Source organism: Microbulbifer maximicatervae (SeqCode), from assembly GCF_052468295.1.
This window is the reverse complement of record NZ_CP174340.1, coordinates 3,348,076-3,367,638: the sequence shown is the minus strand read 5'-3', so window position 1 is coordinate 3,367,638 and position 19,563 is coordinate 3,348,076. Positions and strand designations below refer to the sequence as shown.

Sequence of the window (19,563 nt, the reverse complement as noted above, 5' to 3'; positions counted from 1 at the left end):
TCCTTATGAATTTACTCTATCGTCGTTTTTGTTTGGGGTTCTTCTGAAACAGTTGCTTCAACTGTGTGGGATGCCCCATCACGAATAAAGGTGATGGAGATGGTGTCGCCGGGACGCAGGGTGGCCATAGTTGCTTCTCCTTGCTTGCCATCGCCGATGGGCAAGCCATCCAGGTGCGTGATGACATCCCCTGGTTGAAGGCCAGCAACATGTGCGGGGCCTTCATTGTAGATGGCTGTCACCAATACACCACCCATGGAATTTAAATTGAACTCTTTGGCCATTTGGGGGCTAATGCCGGTGGCTTCAATACCCAGCCAGCCGGGCACGACGCGACCGTAAGCGATAATATCCTGCATTACTTTAAAGGCAATATTGGCTGGAATGGCGAAGCTAATACCGCCGGAATAACCGGATTGATTGAGTATTGAGGTATTGATGCCGAGCAGGCGTCCACGGGAATCAACCAGGGCGCCTCCTGAGTTCCCCGGATTGACTGCAGCATCTGTCTGCAAAAAGTTCTGTAAGTAGCTGCCGGTACCTGAGTTTTCAAGGTGACGGCCTTTCGCACTGATAATACCTTGGGTCACAGTTTGTCCAACACCAAAAGGGTTGCCGATTGCGAGGACGACGTCGCCCACTTGCGCCCTGTCGGGCTCACCAACAGAAATAGAAGTCAGCCCGTCTAGATCAATCTTGAGGACGGCTAAGTCAAAATCGGTATCGCTTCCGACGAGTCTTGCTTGTGCTTCCCGTCCATCAGCTAAAAGAATAACAATGGCATCAGCCTGATCGACGACGTGATGATTGGTTAAAATGTAACCGTTGTCGCTGGCAATGACACCTGATCCAAGGTTGGACTGCATCCTCTGCCTTTGTGGCACGTCCATATTGTCGAATAAACGCCTAAAAAGGGGGTCGTTAAATAGAGGGTGCTGGCGTTTAGGCATGGCCATGCGGGTATAGATATTCACAACAGCGGGACCTGCCACATTGACGGCATGGGCATAGGAAACCGGGCCTTGGATACTGCTTATATCTGTCTTGGGGGCGACACCACGCAGTTGAGGGAATATAACCAAGAGCAGGGCGGCCATGGCAAGGCCTATCAGGGCAGGTAGGGCCCAATCTTGTAGAAATCGGTTCTGGGACACTCGTGACTCCTCTTTGCCCTGATTATACACACGTCCTTAGGGAGAATCGCTGTGGACAGCATGAAGAGAGGGAAAATCTTGTCCTCTCTTGTAGAGCTGATGTCACGATGTAATGGGCAATCTAGAGCTCTGTATTGCTTACAGGTTTCCAATTGCTATGTTTCAAGGAATAAGCCTCCTCTAGTTGGTATCTCGTTTGAAGCTTTTGTGTTGGAGGAACCGCCACTAGCGCCTCATGCAAATTGGTGGCGGTTGTCGTTATATCTGTTTCTAGTGGCTATGCGAGGTGTCAAGGCACTGGACGGTCATATTTCTAGCGTATTCAACAGCGATAGGTAAGGCGTAAAGCATGTAGGCGTTGCGAGAAGGCTCTATATGATATTCGGCTTCACGTGCCGTGTCCGTGCCTATATCGTGGTTGTCTTGTAAGTATTGTGATTTAAAGGCAAACCATCCTGATGTGTTGTTCTCGGTCGGCATATCATCAATTCTGCTTTTGAAGTCGACATTGTGATCCTTCATTTCCTGAAAGAGCGCGTCTGCCACACTTAAGTTCCACTCTAAAGCAGCTTTACTTTCCTGATTGCAAGTAGCTTGGTAGCCGATGCCATTAAACATGGGGGCCAAACTTTGCGAGACGAAAACGCCTTTGGCAAAGGTGGCATCTGACTCGGGGGTTAGATATACATTGGCTAATTGTTGAGGCAGTAATGACAAGTTAAGGTTATCGCTCGATGCAGGTTCAGTATGAAAGTAGTAGTGTGCATCGAGAAGGGCAGACAGCTTGCGGTCAAGTTTGTAGTGTACCTTTAGGTTGTTGTGGCCTGGATAGTTTTCTTGCCAGTAATCGGGTGATAAAGCAAAGGCTTCATGCTGACTGTAAAAGTGAGGCAGAAACTCCTCTAAAGCATCCCTTATCTTGGTTTCGTGAACTACTTGCCCATTCTCTATTCTGCCTGTGAGGGCTTTGTGGGTACTAAGCATCGCAGACATTGAAGGAAAAGGTGTACTGGTAAAGTAATATTTCTTTATGTGATCCCGCTGTTCTACTGGTGAGGCGTTTTTGGGGTATGGGTATCTATTCATATGGTAGTAGATGAAATCCTGATAACCTTTCAATGTGTCGAAACTGGCAAGGTCATCAAAAAGAAAATACTCATACATAATTGAGGAAAGGTCCTCCCCATCACTTATCTGTTGCATGACGTCTAGTGCAGGTTTTGTCCAATAAAAAGGAAAGCGTGAGTCCTTACCGCCCAGGTATTGACCTGTAAAGTGGGGGGCGTTGGATATACTTGTTTCGAGTTTGTGAGAAAAGTGGAAGTCCCGGGTGTGTCGATTCGCTTTGCGGGCAAAATCTATATATTTTCGGTCTCCAGAGCGGGCCCAGCTGAAGATACTATTGCGAACAATGTGGTAGTGAGAAATGGTTTGCCGATACCAGTTTGGGTAAATGTCAAAGTTGCCCTCAGAACTTTGTGATGGATTTTTCATAAACCGGTTGTAAGGTACTCTCCCATAATCGTACCAGCCGCTAAGTGGATACCATTCACTTTGCTCTAAATAATGATCAAACCATTGTGAACGCAAATCCTCGAGATTTTTGTTGTAATCGACTCCCTGTAGGTAGGTAGCCATTACTGGAAATACAGCGTTATCAACATGCGTAATGTATTCAGGGTCGATGTAAGCCAAGTGTGGTGAAATTAGGGTTTGAAGGAGATAGTTTTCTATGGCGGTGTTGTCGGAACCTTGGGGAGGAAAGGATATTCGTAATTTGTGAGTGCGGGCAGTGCCTAAATGAAAGGGTTTTTCTTTATAGTGGTTGATCACATCCTCAGGGCTGTTGAAGTCTGTCATCTCCGAGATTGTTTGAACATATGCCTTAGGGAAGCTATCAAGAATGGATCTTAGTTTGTAGTCAACGTGTTGAATGTACTCTTCATCTTCAGTGGACCAAAATATGAATGGGGATGTAGTTAGGCTGCTGTTTTCGGTGGTTAACGTGTTTTCAGCCCGCTCCTGGCTAGATGCAAAGAGCTCAAACTGATCAGTAGGCTCTAACATTATTCCTAGCTCTCTGTATTGAATTTCCTCCTTGATGTTAAATAAAGTGTGTTCAATATCGATGATGTCAGAGTTGTGTTTTAGTGTAAATCTGACTTGAGCTTCGGCTAATATAGCATCGCTCTCTGTTACGTAATTCGCTCTTCCGGTGATGATTATTCGTAGAGGACTATCGCGTTCAACCTTCCAGTGAACGTTGTCGATTAACTTGGATGTTGTAGTGCAGTCACTTGGATCGCAGTCCGAGCTATCTTTCAAATAAAAGTGAGGGAGTATGGAGGTGTTTAAAATGGGCTCAGAAATTTGACTGCTGGACTGCTCGATGTTCTGAGGGAATAGAGAGGTATTGTTAAATGCTAGTCGAATTTTTCCTGTGTTAATAGTTATGGAATTATCTTCCATATTTTCAATGGTGATCCCACCTTGTAAGGTATTTTCTCTTGGGTTTTGCTGGGGGGCGAGATTGAGTTCGCACCCAGAATATTCAGGAGACCACTGGTATTCAACCCAGGCCCAACGAACACTTCCATCGCTCCAAACATTTTTTACCTCTTGGTGAGAGGGAGCATCTTCTTCTTGCTCCGCCTGAGTACAAGTTACCCGAGTATTGAGTAGGTCGGATTGACTCATAACACCTTTTTTAAATGGGATGCCAAAGCCGAGTATCTCTGAGAAGTTGTTATCAGCTCCCCCTAAGCGTTGGTCAGGAAAGGCTACTTCAATATTAATCTTACTGGGAAGAGGGGGTGATTCAGTTGTGGCAATAGCATTACCGCTAAAGGTGAGTGAGGCTAGTAGCGCCATCCCTGTAGTTGCGATTGTTTTATGTCTTATTGGCAGCACTTTTACATTCATTGGATTCAAGTTGATGATCTCCATATTGAGTGTTATTTCAAGATCTAGGTGGCCCCCTTAAAAGTTGGCTAATCGCCTCTGGGTGCTAGGGGGATTTACCGTGATATCTGATTACCTCTTGCATCATTTGTTGGCACTTATGGGTGTCACCAATTGATAAATAAATAGTAATAATTTGATTAGTGAATTTGGAGTACTGCTGGATTACTGATCATTACACGTCAAAGTTGGGGGCTTACTAAGTAGGTGGGATTTTCTAGTGCTTAGTGGGTGCTTTGCCCTGCTCTTGGATGCAGGGGCCTAAAGCTTCCCTATCTGTGCGTATAATATGGCCCATGTATCCTTTTGAAATTGGTCGCTTGCGATAGATGCGTATAATGGCCAGTCAAAATTTTAAGACTAACCGGTAACTACTGTTTTTGGAGACCTAAATGTCCCTAGTTCGCCCCCATGGCAGCGTTGAGCTTCAGCCGCGCTTTGTATATGACAGTGAAAGGCATCACCAATTGATGCACGAAGCGGAGTCCCTGCCGTCAATCGTGGTCAGTTCTGCTGCCGCCGCCAATGCGGTGATGCTTGGGGCGGGGTACTTTAATCCGTTGCACGGCTATATGAATTTGGCAGATGCTATGAGTGTCGCTGAAACCCTGCGCACGGTAGATGGTTTATTCTGGCCGGTGCCGGTTGTTAACGTTGTAAAAGATGTCAGTGAAATCGAGGGTGCCTCTCGTATTGCCCTGCGCGACCCGAACGTAGAGGGTAACCCGGTTCTCGCCGTAATGGATGTTGAAGCGATCGAAACCATCTCTGAAGAGCAAATGGACACCATGGCTGAGCAGGTGTTTGGTACTCTGGATGGGAAGCATCCTGGTGTTGCAACTTTTAAGTCTGCGGGTCGAACTCTGATATCGGGACCGATCGAAGTGTTGAACTTTAGCTACTTCCAGAATGACTTCCCGGATACTTTCCGCACTGCGGTTGAGATTCGCAATGAATTCAAAGAGCGTGGCTGGAATAAGGTTGTAGCCTTCCAGACTCGCAACCCGATGCACCGCGCACACGAAGAGCTTTGCAAGATGGCCCTCGACGGAGTGGAAGCCGATGGTGTGCTGATTCATATGCTGCTTGGCCAGCTGAAGCCTGGTGATATCCCCGCTCCGGTGCGCGATGCCTCCATTCGCAAGATGGTAGAGTTGTACTTCCCGGCGAATACTGTGATGGTGACCGGCTATGGCTTCGATATGTTGTATGCTGGCCCGCGCGAAGCGGTATTGCATGCGGTGTTCCGCCAGAACTGTGGCTGTAGCCACCTGATTGTTGGTCGCGATCACGCCGGCGTTGGCGATTACTACGGCGCTTTCGATGCTCAGACAATCTTCGATGAAAAGGTGCCCGAAGGCGCTCTTGAGATTGAAATTTTCCGTGCTGACCACACCGCTTATTCCAAAAAACTGAATAAGGTGGTGATGATGCGTGATGTTCCTGATCACACGAAAGAAGACTTTATTCTGCTTTCAGGTACTAAAGTGCGTGAAATGTTGGGTGATGGTATTGCGCCGCCTCCTGAGTTTTCTCGCCCTGAAGTGGCGCAGATTTTGATGGATTACTATCAAAGCCTGTAAGTACTGAATAAAAAAGGCGGGTGATTACCCGCCTTTTTTATTTCTTAGAAATCTGCGTTTCATCATCTCGTACAGCTTGTTAATTATTAGCTGCTCTCATGGGCCTCTTTTTCGAGCCCGTAGTCCTCAGCAAGCGTGCCTTTGGCGCCAGGTTCCTTGGGGGCCCAGTCGCGAGGTGGCTCTATATCCTGCAATTTCTCATCGTTGTCTTTTAATTTTCCACTGCCGGCTTTTAGCATCTGGCGGCCAATATCCTGGCTGGATAAGCGCAGCGCACTATTGGATAGGTATTCGTGAACCTCTTTATAGCTCTCGGTGAGGTTGTGAACAAGTTGTGACGTTTGGTCAAAGTGATCGTTGACCTGCAACTGGAAATCTTCGAGTTTGTTGTTGGCTTCGCGGAGTCTCTGCTCCAGTTCCTCTGAGCGCTCCACACTGGTACGCCCGCGCACAGCCAGGAATGCGAGAAATGCACCCAGGGTCATACCGAGGACGCCAACTAGAATTAATACCGATGTAGAGTGCACTTACTACCTCCTCAACTTGCTTTTTTATTGTACAGATCGCCTCGTGGAGAGATGAGGCTGCCAATCTTGGCCCAGCCGGTTTCTGCACTTTGGGTAGCCCGCGTTCGTGGCTATTGCCGCTCATAATAGAGAGGCCAGTATACGCGATTATTACGCTGACAATTAATGTTGTCGGTCAATTGCGACAGAATGGTTAGTGCCTGGTTCCAGTTTGCGGGGAGGGCTGGCTATTTCGGGTGGTTGCACTGTTGTAAAGGATGCCAGCCCCGTCGCTCTGCGGTCTATGCGTAGATTGGTTGAATTTGATAGAGTGCGCGCCAGTTATTCAGTAGTCGAAGAAATTTTCCTCTATGTTGCCCGCCAAACCACTATTTTCTTCCCCTCTTGAGCGTTATGAGAGTGATCTTCAGCGCCCGGACTTCGTTGAGGATCAATCCCAGCGTCAGGCAGTTGAGGAGTTGCAGGATCTTCATCGGCGCCTGGTGGCTCGGTCTGAGCGCGGTGCGATCGTCAGTTTTTTGTCCCGTATTCGCAGTGGTGCTAATGAGCCCGAGAAGGGTCTCTACTTTTGGGGTGGGGTAGGCCGTGGAAAAACCTACCTAATGGATGCGTTTTTTGAGTCCCTGCCGTTCGCGGAAAAACAGCGCACCCATTTCCATCGCTTTATGCGTCGAGTTCATCAGGATCTAAAGGAGTACGCAGGGGAGAAGAATCCGCTGGAGAAGGTGGCGGATAAGATTGCCCGCCGCGCTCGGGTGCTCTGCTTTGATGAGTTTTTCGTCTCAGATATTGCCGATGCCATGATATTGGCCGGTCTGTTGGATGCGCTGTTCCGCCGGGGGGTGGCCCTGGTGGCGACCTCGAATATTGTGCCCAAGGGCTTATATAAAGATGGGTTGCAGAGGGTACGGTTTCTCCCGGCCATCGATCTGCTGGAGAAGTACACCAAGGTGGTTAATGTCGATAGCGGTACCGATTACCGGCTGCGCACCCTGGAGATATTGGAACTATATCATTCTCCGCTGGGACCTGAGGCGGATAGCAGTCTGGAGCAGAGTTTTTCGCAGCTGAGTGTCAGTGGCTGCGAAGCTCGTAGCGAGGTTCAGCTGCAAGTGGAGGGGCGTCCAATTCGAGCCTTGAAAGTAGCGGATGATGTTGCGTGGTTTGATTTTGTGGATTTGTGCGATGGGCCGCGATCGCAAAATGACTATATCGAATTGGCCAGGGAGTTCCACACGGTGCTTCTGGGGTCGGTAGTCAAGTTTGATGAGCGTATGGATGCCCAGGCGCGTCGCTTCATTAATCTAGTGGATGAATTTTACGACCGGTGCGTGAAGTTGGTAATTTCTGCGGAGGTTCCAGCTGAGGAGTTGTACGTCGGCCGGAATCTTAAGTTTGAGTTTGAGCGCACGGTGAGTCGGCTTTTGGAGATGCAGTCCCGCGAATATCTGGAGCGGCCCCATCGCCCCGAATAAGTCTGTCGAGTCGGGGTAAATTCCGCTTGAAAAGCATACACTCCTTTTGTACTATCCGCGCTCTTTTGTGGGACGGCCCCTAATTCTGGGGGTCATATTACAGGTGTTTATAACATGAAGACTTACAGTGCCAAGCCAGAGGCGGTAAAACGCGACTGGTACATTGTTGACGCTGCGGACAAGACCCTCGGCCGTATTGCTGCCGAGATCGCAACCCGCCTGCGCGGCAAGCACAAGCCTGAATACACGCCCCACGTGGACACTGGCGATTACATCATTGTAATCAACGCAGAAAAGGTTCGCGTGACCGGTAACAAGGCCAAAGACAAGATCTACCACAGCCACTCCGGCTACCCTGGTGGTCTTAAATCCATCAGCTTCGAAAAGCTGATCGAAAAAGCGCCCGAGCGCACCGTTCAAAGCGCCGTTAAAGGCATGCTGCCGAAAGGTCCTTTGGGTCGTGCCATGTTCAAGAAGCTGAAAGTATACAGCGGCAGTGAACATCCTCATGTGGCTCAACAGCCGATTGAACTGGCGATCTAAACGGGAATAAATCTGATGGCAACTACTCAATACTACGGTACCGGCCGCCGCAAGACCTCTACTGCTCGTGTATTCCTCACTGCAGGTGAAGGTAAGGTCACCGTAAACGGTCGCACCCTGGACGAATACTTCGGCCGTGAAGTGGCTCGCATGATCGTGCGTCAGCCGCTGGAAAAGGTTGAAATGGTCGAGAAATTCGACATCACTGTTACTGTTAAAGGTGGCGGTTCCTTTGGTCAGGCGGGTGCTATCCGTCACGGCCTGACCCGTGCCCTGATGCAGTACGATGAGGCACTGCGTCAACCGCTGCGCGCCGCTGGTTATGTTACCCGCGACGCCCGTGAGGTTGAGCGTAAGAAAGTGGGTCTGCGCAAAGCGCGTAAGAAGCCGCAGTTCTCCAAGCGATAAGCTTTCTTTTTGGCCCGGCTTTTGCCGGGCTTTTTTATATTCCCGTATCTGTGGTTATCCAGCGCTCTTATGACTTTTGCTGGATATATCGCGGTTTCGCCGCGTGATTCCCGACGTTCCCCATAGCATTGCCTTGTATCAAATTGGCATTTTCTTTAACATTGCGCCGATTTGTATCCGCTTGATTTGTGGGGTTTATTCGCGCGGGCAATCTGCCGGGCGGGACTTCTTTCAAGACTTTTTGGGTTTGGGCCAGCGAATCTCCGGGCTATCGGGGTCGCTGTGATGGGAGAACTACGTCATGAGTGATGACGGTGTAAATGTAGGACGGCGCCGTTTTCTAACCGCTGCCACCTCAGTTGTTGGTGGCGCGGGTGCGGTGGGGGTTGCCGTTCCCTTCGTCGCTTCCTGGAAGCCGAGTGCCAAGGCGAAAGCTGCGGGCGCTCCAGTTAAATACAATGTTAGCAAAGTCGAACCGGGCCAGATGGTCACTGTAGAGTGGCGAGGTAAGCCGGTCTATGTTGTGCGCCGTACCGATGAAATACTGCAAGACCTGGAGAGAGTGGAGCCTCTACTGCGCGACCCTAACTCCGAGGAGTCTATCCAGCCAGCTTATGTAGATCCGGAAAACCGCTCTATCAAGCCAAAGCTGTTGGTATTGGTTGGTCTGTGTACGCACCTTGGCTGCGCGCCTATGTACCGCCCGGAAGTGGGTGCTGCCGACCTGGGTGGCGATGAGTGGATGGGTGGCTTCTTCTGTCCCTGTCACGGTTCCAAATACGATATGGCTGGCCGTGTTTATACCGGTGTTCCCGCGCCTACCAACCTGGAGGTGCCGCCTTATTCCTATGAAAACGACGATGTAATCGTGATTGGCGTAGACCAGGAGGGCACCGCATGAAATGGCTCGCAGATTTCGGTGATTGGGTAGATCAGAGACTACCCATTTACCAAGCCTGGGATAAGCACATGGGCAAGTACTACGCGCCCAAAAACTTTAACCTGTGGTATTTCTTCGGCGTTTTCTCCCTGTTGGTTCTGGTTAACCAGCTGTTGACCGGTATTTGGCTGGTTATGAGTTACAACCCCTCTGCCGAGGAGGCGTTTGCCTCGGTTGAGTACATCATGCGCGATGTGGAGTGGGGTTGGTTGATACGCTATCTTCACTCGACGGGGGCGTCCGCCTTCTTCGTGGTGGTATATCTGCATATGTTCCGCGGTCTGATGTACGGCTCTTATAAGCCGCCCCGCGAGCTGGTGTGGATCTTCGGTATGTGTATCTACCTGGTGCTGATGGCAGAAGCCTTTATGGGCTACGTACTGCCCTGGGGCCAGATGTCCTACTGGGGTGCCCAGGTAATTGTTTCTCTGTTCGGAGCAATCCCCGCTGTTGGCGACACCTTGGTTGAGTGGATTCGCGGTGACTACCTGATTTCTGGTATTACCCTGACCCGCTTCTTCTCCCTGCACGTGATTGCACTGCCGCTGGTACTGGTGCTGTTGGTCGTTCTGCATATCCTCGCATTGCACGAAGTGGGCTCCAACAACCCGGACGGTATCGAGATCAAGAAGAACAAGGACGAGAACGGTATCCCTAAAGACGGTATTGCTTTCCACCCTTACTACTCTGTTCACGATCTGGTAGGTATTGCGGTATTCCTGTTTATCTTCGCCACCGTTGTGTTCTTCTTCCCGGAAATGGGCGGTTTCTTCCTGGAGCACGCTAACTTCGAAGAAGCGAACTCGCTGAAGACACCACCGCATATTGCACCGGTTTGGTACTTCACACCGTTCTACGCAATTTTGCGTGCGGTTACTATGGATATCGGCCCGCTTACTGCCAAGTTCCTTGGCCTGGTAGCCATGGGTGCAGCTATCGCGGTGCTGTTTGTACTGCCATGGCTCGACAAGAGTCCGGTTCGCTCGATCCGCTACAAGGGTTGGTTGCCCAAGGGCTTGCTGCTCCTGTTTGCTGCAGTATTTATTATTCTTGGGTATCTAGGTGTTAAATCCCCGACTCCGGGACGTAACTTCCTGTCTCAGGTAGCAACCTTGTTCTATTTCGCCTTCTTCTTGACCATGCCTATTTGGTCTAATCCGAAGGCGCGTAAAGGTTTGCTCTCCTGGGTTGTGAGTGGGGCTTTTGCGGTACTGTTCCTGTGGATGGCATTCGCAAACTTGACCTTCGGTGATGACGATCCCGCTAAGAATGGCTTTGTAAATACCTTCGTGGGTATCGCAACTCTGGCACTGGCTGGCTTCTTTGCGGTATTGCCTTGGCTTACCAGCCGCGATGAAGTCTATCCAGAGCCCGAGCGTGTAACCAGTCCGTCTGGTGGTAAAACTTTTGGTATCCTGTTTATCGGTATTGTCGTTGTCGGCCTGCTGACCTTTATCCCGATTAAAGCGGTAGGTGCAGAATCTGAAGTGGAGCTGGACCACATCAGCATCGATTTGCAGGACAAGCCGTCTCTGCAACGCGGCGCCAAGTACTTTGTCAACTACTGCATGGGTTGTCACAGTGCCAACTACTCCCGCTGGGAGCGTGTGGCCACCGATCTGGATATCCCGCTTGAGTTGATGAAGGAGAATCTGGTTTTGGGTGACGACAAGATCGGTAACCTGATGACAATCTCCATGCGCCCGGATGATTCCAAAGTATGGTTCGGCGCCGCGCCGCCGGACCTGACGCTGGTTGCTCGTTCTCGCTCACCGGAATGGCTCTACACTTACCTCCGCAGCTTCTATAAGGACGACAGTCGTGCTACCGGGGTAAATAACAAGGTCTTCCCGAGTGTGGCCATGCCTCACGTTCTGATGGAGCTGCAAGGCTTGCAGGAGTGTGCCCCTGGTCCCAAGCGCGACCACGGTAAAGTTGTCCGCGATGAGCTCGGTAACCCGATTATGGATGCTGCCTGTGGTAGCCTGGAAGTCGGTAAGGTGAAGGGCTCTATGACACCTGAAGAGTTTGATGGGGCAATGTATGACCTCGTCAACTTTATGGAGTACATTGCTGAGCCGATGGCTGAAGATCGCAAGCGTGTTGGCTTCTATGTGCTGGCGTTTATTTTTGTGTTCTTTATCTTCGCCTGGTTGCTGAACCGCGAATACTGGAAAGACGTGCACCACTAAAGCCGTCGCTAGTTTGTCTCTAATGGGTGGTGGGTTTACTCACTGCCCTTTTATATTTTGAATAAAAGGTCGGCTCTAGCCGGCTTAAAGTTTGAGGTAGTTTGAACATGGGTGTGCCTACCAACAAGCGCTCCTCGATGACCTTCTTCTCCGATGGTCGCAGCCACTATAGCCACCGAGTACGTATCGTACTTGCAGAGAAAGGGGTTTCCGTCGATATCACCGATGTGGACGCCGATGATAAACCAGCTGAACTCGCTGACCTCAATCCTTACAACTCCCTGCCAACCCTGGTAGATCGCGACTTGGTTCTGTTCGAGACCAAAGTGATGATGGAGTATCTGGACGAGCGTTTCCCGCATCCGCCGCTGCTGCCGGTTTACCCGGTTGCCCGCGCGCAGAGCCGCCAGATCATGCATCGTATCGAGCGCGACTGGTGTCCTTTGGTGGACAAGATCCTTGCCGGTGGTAAGGACGCGGCCTCCGCTCGCAAAGAACTGCGCGACAACCTGGTTGGCATCGCTCCGATGTTTACCGACCTGCCGTACTTCTTTAATGAAGAGTTTTCTCTGGTAGATTGCTGCATGGCTCCGCTGTTGTGGCGCCTCGAGCAGTTTGAAATCAGCCTCCCGAAAACAAAGCAGGTTAAGCCGTTGCTGGACTATATGGACCGCCTGTTTGCCCGCGAGGCATTCCAGCAGAGTCTGACCGAATACGAACGGGAAATGCGTTGAGGGGATACTGGTGAGCAAGCCGGCCATGACATCCAATCGTCCCTATATTCTGCGGGCGTTTTACGAGTGGATAACCGATAACCGGTGCACTCCTTATATTCTGGTTGATACGCACCTCCCCGGTGTTTTGGTGCCGCAACAACATGTGAACGACGATGGTCAGATAGTGCTGAACATCTCGGAATCAGCGGTTGCCAGTCTGACTATGGATAATTACGCCATCAGGTTTAACGCCCGTTTTGGCGGGGTTCCGACAGATATCCAAGTTCCAGTGGGGTCTGTGGTCGGAATCTACGCGCGGGAAAACGGGCAGGGGATGGTATTTGAGGCCGAGGAAACTCCAGAGCCGCCCGAACCGACGCCACCCACCAGTTTGGGTAAAAAATCGGTGAAAAAGCCGGCTCTGCGTGTCGTTAAATAGTGCTCCTTTTTGCTGGTAGGGCAGATTTCTGAAGCCCTGCCAGTTCCCTTCCTCCACTTTTGTGACCTGGTTCCGGGTATACGCTTGTCCCAAGTCCGTATAATGTCGCGTTATCTTTTATTGCCGCGAATGTCATGCCGCCGTACCTTCAATGGCTGCGCTTTATTTGGCTGCCAGGGATGCTTCTGGTGCTTCTCGTTGCGCAGTATCTCCCCTGGATCGATCTGACCCACTTATACAGTCCGCAGCTGCCTGTGTTGCTATTGGCTATGGCGGCATTGCTCAGTTTTGGTTTTCGCTCAAGCCGGGTTGCGCTTGCAGCGCTGCTTATCATGGCCCTATACATCGCGGCTCACTCCCAGTTGCTCCCCAGCTTGCACAGGGATCTCCCACTTTATCTCTCACTGGTTGCGGTAAATCTTGTTCTGTTCACTTGCAGTCGTGATCGCAGTGTCTTCAGTATTTTTGGGCTGCTGTGGGGCCTGTTTTTGCTGGCTGAGGGGGTGGGTTTTGTCTTGCTCTACGATTGCTGCGCGCCGCTGAAGCTGGCATTTCCGGTCGAGAATTTGCCCAGGGGGTTGTCCGGGTTTTTACCCGACGCATTTTCGTTACCACAATTGATTGGCAGTGTCTCCGCTCTCGGTGCTTTTGCCTTACTTTTTCTCTACCCTGGCCCCACCGCTATGGGTCTGTTTAGTTGTTCTATTTTGCTGCTGTGCAGTGTTTGGTTGAGCCTTCCTCTCGAGTTTACCGGGTCTGTAGCGGGAATATTGTTGGTCGCTTCGCTGCTTGGGGCCAGTTATGAATTGGCGTTTCGCGATGAACTGACTGGGCTTCATTCCAGGCGGGCCTTCCGCTATCAGATGCTGACGCCAGCATGGAATTACAGTCTTGCCATGGTTGATATCGATCATTTTAAGAAGTTGAATGATCGCTATGGGCACCAAGTGGGTGATCAGGCTTTGCAAATGGTTGCGGCTCAACTCGCGCGCCACTCTCACGGTACCGTGTTTCGCTATGGCGGCGAGGAGTTTGTTATTTATCTTCCGGGCCGCAGTCGCGAGGGGAAAGAAGCTTTATTGGAAAAAATCAGGGAGAAAATCTCAAGTTACCCACTGCGCCTAAGGTCATCGGGGCGTCTTTCCGCAGGGGCTTCGCTCAGGGGAAAGGGCGGAGGGAAGCCAGTAAAAGTTACTGTGAGTATTGGCGTTGCCCACCGCAATAAAAAACTAAAGAAACCCGAGAGTATCCTTAAAGCGGCTGATCAAGCGCTTTATAAAGCAAAGCGCAGCGGGCGAAATTGCCTGTCTGTCCACAGCTGATATAAATCAAGTAAATTTGAAAGTGACGCTTAATTCCCTTTTGGCATTGGTCAATCTGTTGTGCGCCACCGATACTGCAAAGCAGGGTATTGGAAGGGAGATTTGGTGTGCGGATACTCAGTCATACAATAGGTATTCTTACCAACCCGGAAAAAGAGTGGAAAGCGATACGCGCTGATCGCCATTCTTTTTTTGAGGTGTTTGTAACTCATGTGCCGCTTCTGGCGTTGATTCCTACCGTGGCCGGTTACTTTGGGGTTACCCGGGTAGGCTTTCAGGTTGGGGGACATCTAGCAAAGCTGACACCTGAAAGTGCAGCTGTTCTGTCGGTTGTTACTTACTTTGCATTGCTGGTTGGCGTCTATTGCCTCGGAGAGTTTATTAACTGGATGGCGCGATCCTACGGGGTTGAGGGCGATGAGCCCACACGCCATTATGAAGGGACGGCACTTGCGGTGTTTATTACTACGCCAATCTTCCTGGCGAGTATCGTCGTCCTTTATCCGCACCCCTGGCTCACGATGGCGTCCGTAGGCATTGCCGGGATGTATTCTATTTACCTGGTCTTTGCCGGCATTCCGATCCTGATGAATATGAATAAGGATCGAGCATTTCTGTATGCCTGTGCAGTATTAACCGTTGCCCTGGTAATGATGGTTACGGTGCTTATTGGCTCCGTCATTTTGTGGAGTGTGGGCATCGGGCCGGTTTATCAGCACCATGCCCATTAAAAGTCCGCAGCGCCAGCATTTCTGCTGGCGTTGTGCGGCTATCTAGCCTTATCGATAATCGGTGGCATAGGGCAGTCCAGGCTGTCAGCGATGGCCCTTAACAATTCGATCTCCTCCGCTTTAATTACCCCATTGTGATTCAAGGTGATCACAATCGCTTTTAGTAAGTCGGGTTTCTCCAGGGGCGGGATAAGGCTGGCGATTGCAATGGCCTTGTCCAGTCGTGGCAGGGTGATATCAGCGATGCCGGGTAGCGGGGTTATTTCAAGGCTGAGAGCATTGAGTCCCTTCTCATAAGCACGTTTTGCTGGAAGGTATTGGCTGTTTCCCGCATGGGCGATGGCTGCAATGATAAATCGTGAAGCATCTTTATTGGCATGTTTGCTGTGGGAGAGGCGCTGTCGATCTGGAGCGCCGTCGAGCGCGTGCATTAATACCCGGTACAGGGCCCACTCCCAAACTTCAACTTTCCCATCGCTGTGTAGAAGCTTGATAAGATTTCGTTTAAAGATCTGGTACTGCTGAGGGACTAGGGCACGCAAGGCCGGGATGCATAGGTCTATCAATGCGAGGCGAGCGTTGCTTTGCAGTGATTCCATATGTGGAGTGAGTTTTTTCATCTCGCGGATAACAGCGGGATGGGCAATTTTCTCCAAGAGGTTTAGCTGTTTGTCTCGCTCGGTTTTATCCTTGTGTAGAAGAAGGTAGTAAACCAGTGCCCGGGCGGTAAAAGGTTCGTGTGCAGCCTGTTGGATCAGAGGTGGAATAGAACCCAGCAGTTGATGCCCAAGCTCAACTTGGTGTGTATCTGGTTTGGCAATGCTGTTGTCCACCGCATCCAGAGCAGCCTGGAAAGGCGTTGTAGGAGCGGCCATGGCGAACTGAGGATTTTGCAATTCACTGGGTTTTACAGTCTGGGCTTCACTTTTTACCTGTTCTTCCGTATTGGCGAACAGGCCATTCCAGGCGGGTTCTAACCTCTTTATGCGCACCGGTAGTGGAGGGTGGGTGGCAAAAAGGCTGAGCAGGGAGCGTTTTACCCCAACCGCGAACAATATATGGTTAAACTCTGCTGCATTGGGGCTGCTGAGTTCTGAGCCTAAATCGTGGCCACCGATCTTTTTCAGCGCGTTGGCAATACCGAGGTTGTTGCGAGTAAATTGTACTGCGGAGGCATCGGCAAGAAACTCCCGTTGCCGACTGACAGCGGCCTTGATCAGGTTGCCGATCAGCGTACCGGTGTAGCCGAGGATAATCAGAGTTATTCCCAGGCCTAGTAGCGGATATCTTATGGGGGTTACGCGCCTGTGGGGTGCTGGGCTTCTGACAAGGAGCTGCCCCAAAAGTCCAATAATTAAGATTCCATGTAGTAGCCCGGTGATTTGGGTGTTTAGACGAATGTCTCCATTGAGAATATGACTGAACTCGTGGGCAACAACTCCTTGTAGCTCCTCCCGGGTAAGCTTTTCCAAGGAGCCCCGCGTCAGGCCAATAACGGCGTCGGTAGGGTTTTGGCCAGCGGCAAAGGCATTGATGGTGCTGTCCTCAATGATGTAGACATCGGGTACCGGAATACCTGTTGCAATAGCGATCTCTTCCACAACATTGAGTGCTCTATTTTCCCGCTCAGTTCGCGCGGAAGTATTAAGCTTGCGCCCTCCTAGGGATTCCGCCACAGCCTTTCCCCCAGGGGATAATTGATGGAACTTGTACAGACTGCCCAGGATAACGACGGTACCGATAACAAAGGCTATTGAGCCAAGGGTCTCCCAGCCCAGAAGTTGCGCAACGTCAAAGGGAGTAAATGGTTGGCCGCGGGACAGTGACACCATGGCTGCCGTAGCCAGGGTGCTCAAACTGATTAGGGCAATGAGGGCCAGGCTGAACAGGAAAACCAGCAAACGACTGCTGTGCTTGGCTTTGTCCTGGTGAACGTAAAAGTTCATATTTAAAACTCGATACGTGGCGCGACTTGAAAGGTTTCTGAGTCTGCAAACTCAAGCAGTTGGGCGTTGGCTCTGTGGCCAAAAAAGCCGGCCAGAAATACTGGGGGGAAGCTCTGCTTGTAGATGTTGTAGCTGGTGACGCAGTCGTTAAAAGCTTGGCGTGCAAATGCCACGCGGTTTTCGGTGCTGTTTAACTCCTCGTTGAGTTCGCGAAGGTTCTGGTCGGCTTTCAATTCCGGGTAGGCCTCAATCACCATATTCAGGCGGCCCAGAGCGCTGTTGAGAAGGCCTTCTGCGCGGCCGAGCTTATCGATTGCGGCGGCATTAGTGGGGTTTTTAGCGGCGGTTTTGAGATCTGACATTGCACCATTGCGCGCGCTGATAACCGCTTCCAGGGTGTCTCTCTCATGGTTCAGGTAGGCCCTGGCGCTCTCCACCAGATTTGGCACCAGATCGTGGCGCCGTTTTAACTGTATGTCGATCTGCGCAAAAGCATTTTCACTGTGGTTTTTCAGTGAAACCAGTTTGTTAAAGATACTGATAATGAAAAAGAACAGTGCGATGACCACCGCCAGCACAACAAGTCCCGTAGATCCCATAACGCTCCCCTATTTATCCCTGTTGGTGGCGTAAATAGTAACACGATGGGCTGATACTGCTGCGCACTGGTCGCACCCCTGGCGGAGCGGGGTGGGGCTTCGGCTATAATGCGGCGACATTAAAACAATTGCCGCCACCACAGTGATGGCGGCACAGAACTTGGAGCAGCCAGAATGAGTGATGTAACTTCGGACCCTGTAGTGATTGTCGGAATGTCGCGTACGCCAATGGGCGCTATGCAGGGCAGCCTTTCAGCCCTCACTGCCCCGCAGTTGGGTGCTGCGGCGATTCGCGCAGCCCTTGAGGACGCGGGTGTGGCACCTGCCGATGTGGATGAAGTACTGATGGGTTGTGTACTCCCGGCAGGTGTTGGTCAGGCTCCGGCACGTCAGGCATCACTGGGTGCTGGCATCCCGGTCGGCACTCCTTGCACCACTGTTAACAAGGTGTGTGGCTCTGGAATGAAGACTGTGATGATGGCCCGCGATGCCCTGCTGATGGGTGAGGGTAAGGTTATCGTTGCTGGTGGTATGGAAAGTATGAGCAATGCCCCCTACCTGCTGGCCAAGGCCCGCTCTGGTATGCGCCTCGGTCATGGAGAGGTCAAAGATTCCATGTTCCTGGATGGCCTGGAAAATGCTGCAGATGGCAAGCTGATGGGTACTTTCGCCGAATCTACTGCCGATAAGTACGATTTCACCCGCGAAGAGCAGGACGCTTTTGCCCTGGAATCTCTGGCGCGTGCCCAGGCCGCGATTGAAGGTGGTGATTTTACTCGTGAAATCTCCCCGGTCACGATTGCCTCTCGCAAAGGTGAGATTGAGGTGAGCGTCGATGAGGCCCCAGGTAATGCCCGTCCAGACAAAATCCCTCAGCTAAAACCGGCGTTCCGTAAAGACGGCACTGTAACTGCAGCGAACTCAAGCTCTATTTCTGACGGTGCTGCGGCGCTGGTGTTGATGCGCAAAAGTGAAGCTGAGAAGCGCAGCTTGAAAATTCTGGCTGTTCTCAAGGGGCAATCCCAGTTTGCCCGTGAGCCCGAGTGGTTCACTACGGCTCCGGTCGGCGCTATGCACAAGCTGCTGGAAAATGCCGGTTGGTCTGCGGCGGATGTGGACCTATTCGAGATTAATGAAGCATTTGCGGTAGTGACTATGGCTGCAATGCGTGAGCTCGATTTGCCCTGGGAAAAGGTCAATGTTAACGGTGGTGCCTGTGCCCTCGGCCACCCGTTAGGTGCTAGCGGTGCCCGTATCCTGGTTACCCTGTTGGCAGCGATGGAAAAGCGTGATGCCAAGAAGGGCGTGGCAAGCCTGTGCATTGGTGGCGGTGAGGCTACAGCGGTTGCTATCGAGCGCGTATAAGTTACAGACTTGAGCGCTAACAAAAACGGAGGCAGTTGCCTCCGTTTTTGTTTGTGTAGTGCGGGAACTATTAGTTGATGTATTCCACTGCTTTTACAACCTTCTGTACCCCGCCTACCGAGCGGGTCACTTCGGCTGCCCGTTCCGCTTCGGCAGGAGTTAGCAGTCCCATCAAATAAACAACTCCATTCTCGGTCACGATTTTGATGCGACCACTGTCTACTTCCTTATTGGCAAACAAGTTGCTTTTCACCTTGGTGGTTAGCCAGGTATCGCTGGTGCTAGCCAGTAAAGTGACTTTGCCGCGCACCTGAATTTCGTTGTAGACCTGGCGAACATTCTGTACTTGTTCCGCTGTGCGTCCGGCGAGCAGGCGCAGTTCCTGGCTGGGCACCTGGCCGGTGAGCAGTACAACACCATTAAAAGAATTGATATTGATATTCGACGCTTTCAGGTCCGGGTGAGCTTTGTTGATATTGACTGTGGTCACCGTCTCGATACGTTGGTCATCAATATAGGTACCAAAAGATCGCTCGCCAGGGTCCTGCTGTATGGGACCGTCATGGGTGGCCTCCAATACAGTGCTGCATCCCGCTAACAAGGTGGTTGCCGCGAAGGCAGCCAGGAGATATTTCCCCAGGGTCAACTTTTTGTTGTTCATC

17 protein-coding genes are annotated in these 19,563 nt (G+C 51.1%); 11 read left to right on the top strand and 6 right to left on the bottom strand.

Annotation, left to right across the window (positions count from 1 at the left end):
- Positions 1–11 precede the first annotated feature (11 nt).
- On the bottom strand, positions 12–1,154 hold the full coding sequence (locus tag ACJJIQ_RS15005) for a trypsin-like peptidase domain-containing protein (RefSeq protein WP_445362326.1): 1,143 nt from the start codon (positions 1,152–1,154) through the stop codon (positions 12–14).
- 270 nt (positions 1,155–1,424) lie between these two features.
- Positions 1,425–4,100 carry a hypothetical protein gene (locus ACJJIQ_RS15000; protein WP_445362325.1) on the bottom strand — a complete coding sequence of 892 codons (2,676 nt, stop codon included), beginning with the start codon at positions 4,098–4,100 and terminating at the stop codon, positions 1,425–1,427.
- Positions 4,101–4,507: 407 nt separating this feature from the next.
- On the opposite strand from ACJJIQ_RS15000, the gene sat reads away from it, so the two are divergent.
- Positions 4,508–5,698 (top strand): sulfate adenylyltransferase, encoded by a 1,191-nt coding sequence (gene sat, locus ACJJIQ_RS14995; protein WP_445362324.1) that lies wholly within the window; start codon positions 4,508–4,510, stop codon positions 5,696–5,698.
- 86 nt (positions 5,699–5,784) lie between these two features.
- Here sat and ACJJIQ_RS14990 read toward each other — a convergent pair whose 3' ends face one another.
- Positions 5,785–6,225: a Z-ring associated ZapG family protein gene (locus ACJJIQ_RS14990; protein WP_157954137.1), complete on the bottom strand. Its 441-nt coding sequence runs from the start codon at positions 6,223–6,225 to the stop codon at positions 5,785–5,787.
- Between the two features lie 350 nt (positions 6,226–6,575).
- Between ACJJIQ_RS14990 and zapE the strand changes: the two genes are divergently transcribed.
- From zapE to ACJJIQ_RS14945, 9 genes are all read left to right on the top strand, one after another.
- On the top strand, positions 6,576–7,700 hold the full coding sequence (gene zapE, locus ACJJIQ_RS14985) for a cell division protein ZapE (RefSeq protein ID WP_444918002.1): 1,125 nt from the start codon (positions 6,576–6,578) through the stop codon (positions 7,698–7,700).
- 114 nt (positions 7,701–7,814) lie between these two features.
- Entirely contained in the window at positions 7,815–8,243 is a 429-nt protein-coding gene (rplM, locus tag ACJJIQ_RS14980; RefSeq protein ID WP_108734214.1) for a 50S ribosomal protein L13, read from the top strand.
- Positions 8,244–8,258: 15 nt separating this feature from the next.
- On the top strand, positions 8,259–8,651 hold the full coding sequence (rpsI, locus tag ACJJIQ_RS14975) for a 30S ribosomal protein S9 (protein ID WP_445362323.1): 393 nt from the start codon (positions 8,259–8,261) through the stop codon (positions 8,649–8,651).
- Between the two features lie 301 nt (positions 8,652–8,952).
- Positions 8,953–9,552, top strand: coding sequence for a ubiquinol-cytochrome c reductase iron-sulfur subunit (gene petA / locus ACJJIQ_RS14970; protein WP_445362322.1), 600 nt, complete (start codon positions 8,953–8,955; stop codon positions 9,550–9,552).
- A complete protein-coding gene (locus ACJJIQ_RS14965; RefSeq protein ID WP_445362321.1) occupies positions 9,549–11,783 on the top strand; it encodes a ubiquinol-cytochrome c reductase in 2,235 nt (744 codons plus the stop codon). Before petA ends, ACJJIQ_RS14965 begins: the two co-directional genes overlap by 4 nt.
- A gap of 107 nt (positions 11,784–11,890) precedes the next feature.
- Positions 11,891–12,517: a glutathione S-transferase N-terminal domain-containing protein gene (locus ACJJIQ_RS14960; protein WP_108734210.1), complete on the top strand. Its 627-nt coding sequence runs from the start codon at positions 11,891–11,893 to the stop codon at positions 12,515–12,517.
- A 25-nt stretch (positions 12,518–12,542) separates the two neighbouring features.
- Entirely contained in the window at positions 12,543–12,938 is a 396-nt protein-coding gene (locus tag ACJJIQ_RS14955) for a ClpXP protease specificity-enhancing factor (protein ID WP_108735312.1), read from the top strand.
- A gap of 134 nt (positions 12,939–13,072) precedes the next feature.
- Positions 13,073–14,260, top strand: coding sequence for a GGDEF domain-containing protein (locus ACJJIQ_RS14950; RefSeq protein ID WP_445362320.1), 1,188 nt, complete (start codon positions 13,073–13,075; stop codon positions 14,258–14,260).
- Positions 14,261–14,367: 107 nt separating this feature from the next.
- Complete coding sequence (locus tag ACJJIQ_RS14945) at positions 14,368–14,991, top strand: Yip1 family protein (protein ID WP_413663026.1); 624 nt, start codon at positions 14,368–14,370, stop codon at positions 14,989–14,991.
- Positions 14,992–15,029: 38 nt separating this feature from the next.
- On the opposite strand, the gene ACJJIQ_RS14940 is transcribed toward ACJJIQ_RS14945, so the two are convergent.
- Both ACJJIQ_RS14940 and ACJJIQ_RS14935 read right to left on the bottom strand, forming a co-directional pair.
- Positions 15,030–16,937 (bottom strand): M48 family metallopeptidase, encoded by a 1,908-nt coding sequence (locus ACJJIQ_RS14940; protein WP_445362319.1) that lies wholly within the window; start codon positions 16,935–16,937, stop codon positions 15,030–15,032.
- 2 nt (positions 16,938–16,939) lie between these two features.
- Positions 16,940–17,536 carry a LemA family protein gene (locus tag ACJJIQ_RS14935; protein ID WP_444915740.1) on the bottom strand — a complete coding sequence of 199 codons (597 nt, stop codon included), beginning with the start codon at positions 17,534–17,536 and terminating at the stop codon, positions 16,940–16,942.
- A gap of 174 nt (positions 17,537–17,710) precedes the next feature.
- Here ACJJIQ_RS14935 and ACJJIQ_RS14930 point away from each other — a divergent pair, with 174 nt between their 5' ends.
- Positions 17,711–18,901: an acetyl-CoA C-acyltransferase gene (locus tag ACJJIQ_RS14930; RefSeq protein WP_444907500.1), complete on the top strand. Its 1,191-nt coding sequence runs from the start codon at positions 17,711–17,713 to the stop codon at positions 18,899–18,901.
- Between the two features lie 70 nt (positions 18,902–18,971).
- Here the strand turns inward: ACJJIQ_RS14930 and ACJJIQ_RS14925 are convergent, their stop codons facing one another.
- Positions 18,972–19,562, bottom strand: a complete 591-nt coding sequence (locus tag ACJJIQ_RS14925; protein ID WP_445362318.1) for a BON domain-containing protein — start codon at positions 19,560–19,562, stop codon at positions 18,972–18,974.
- Position 19,563: the final 1 nt, after the last annotated feature.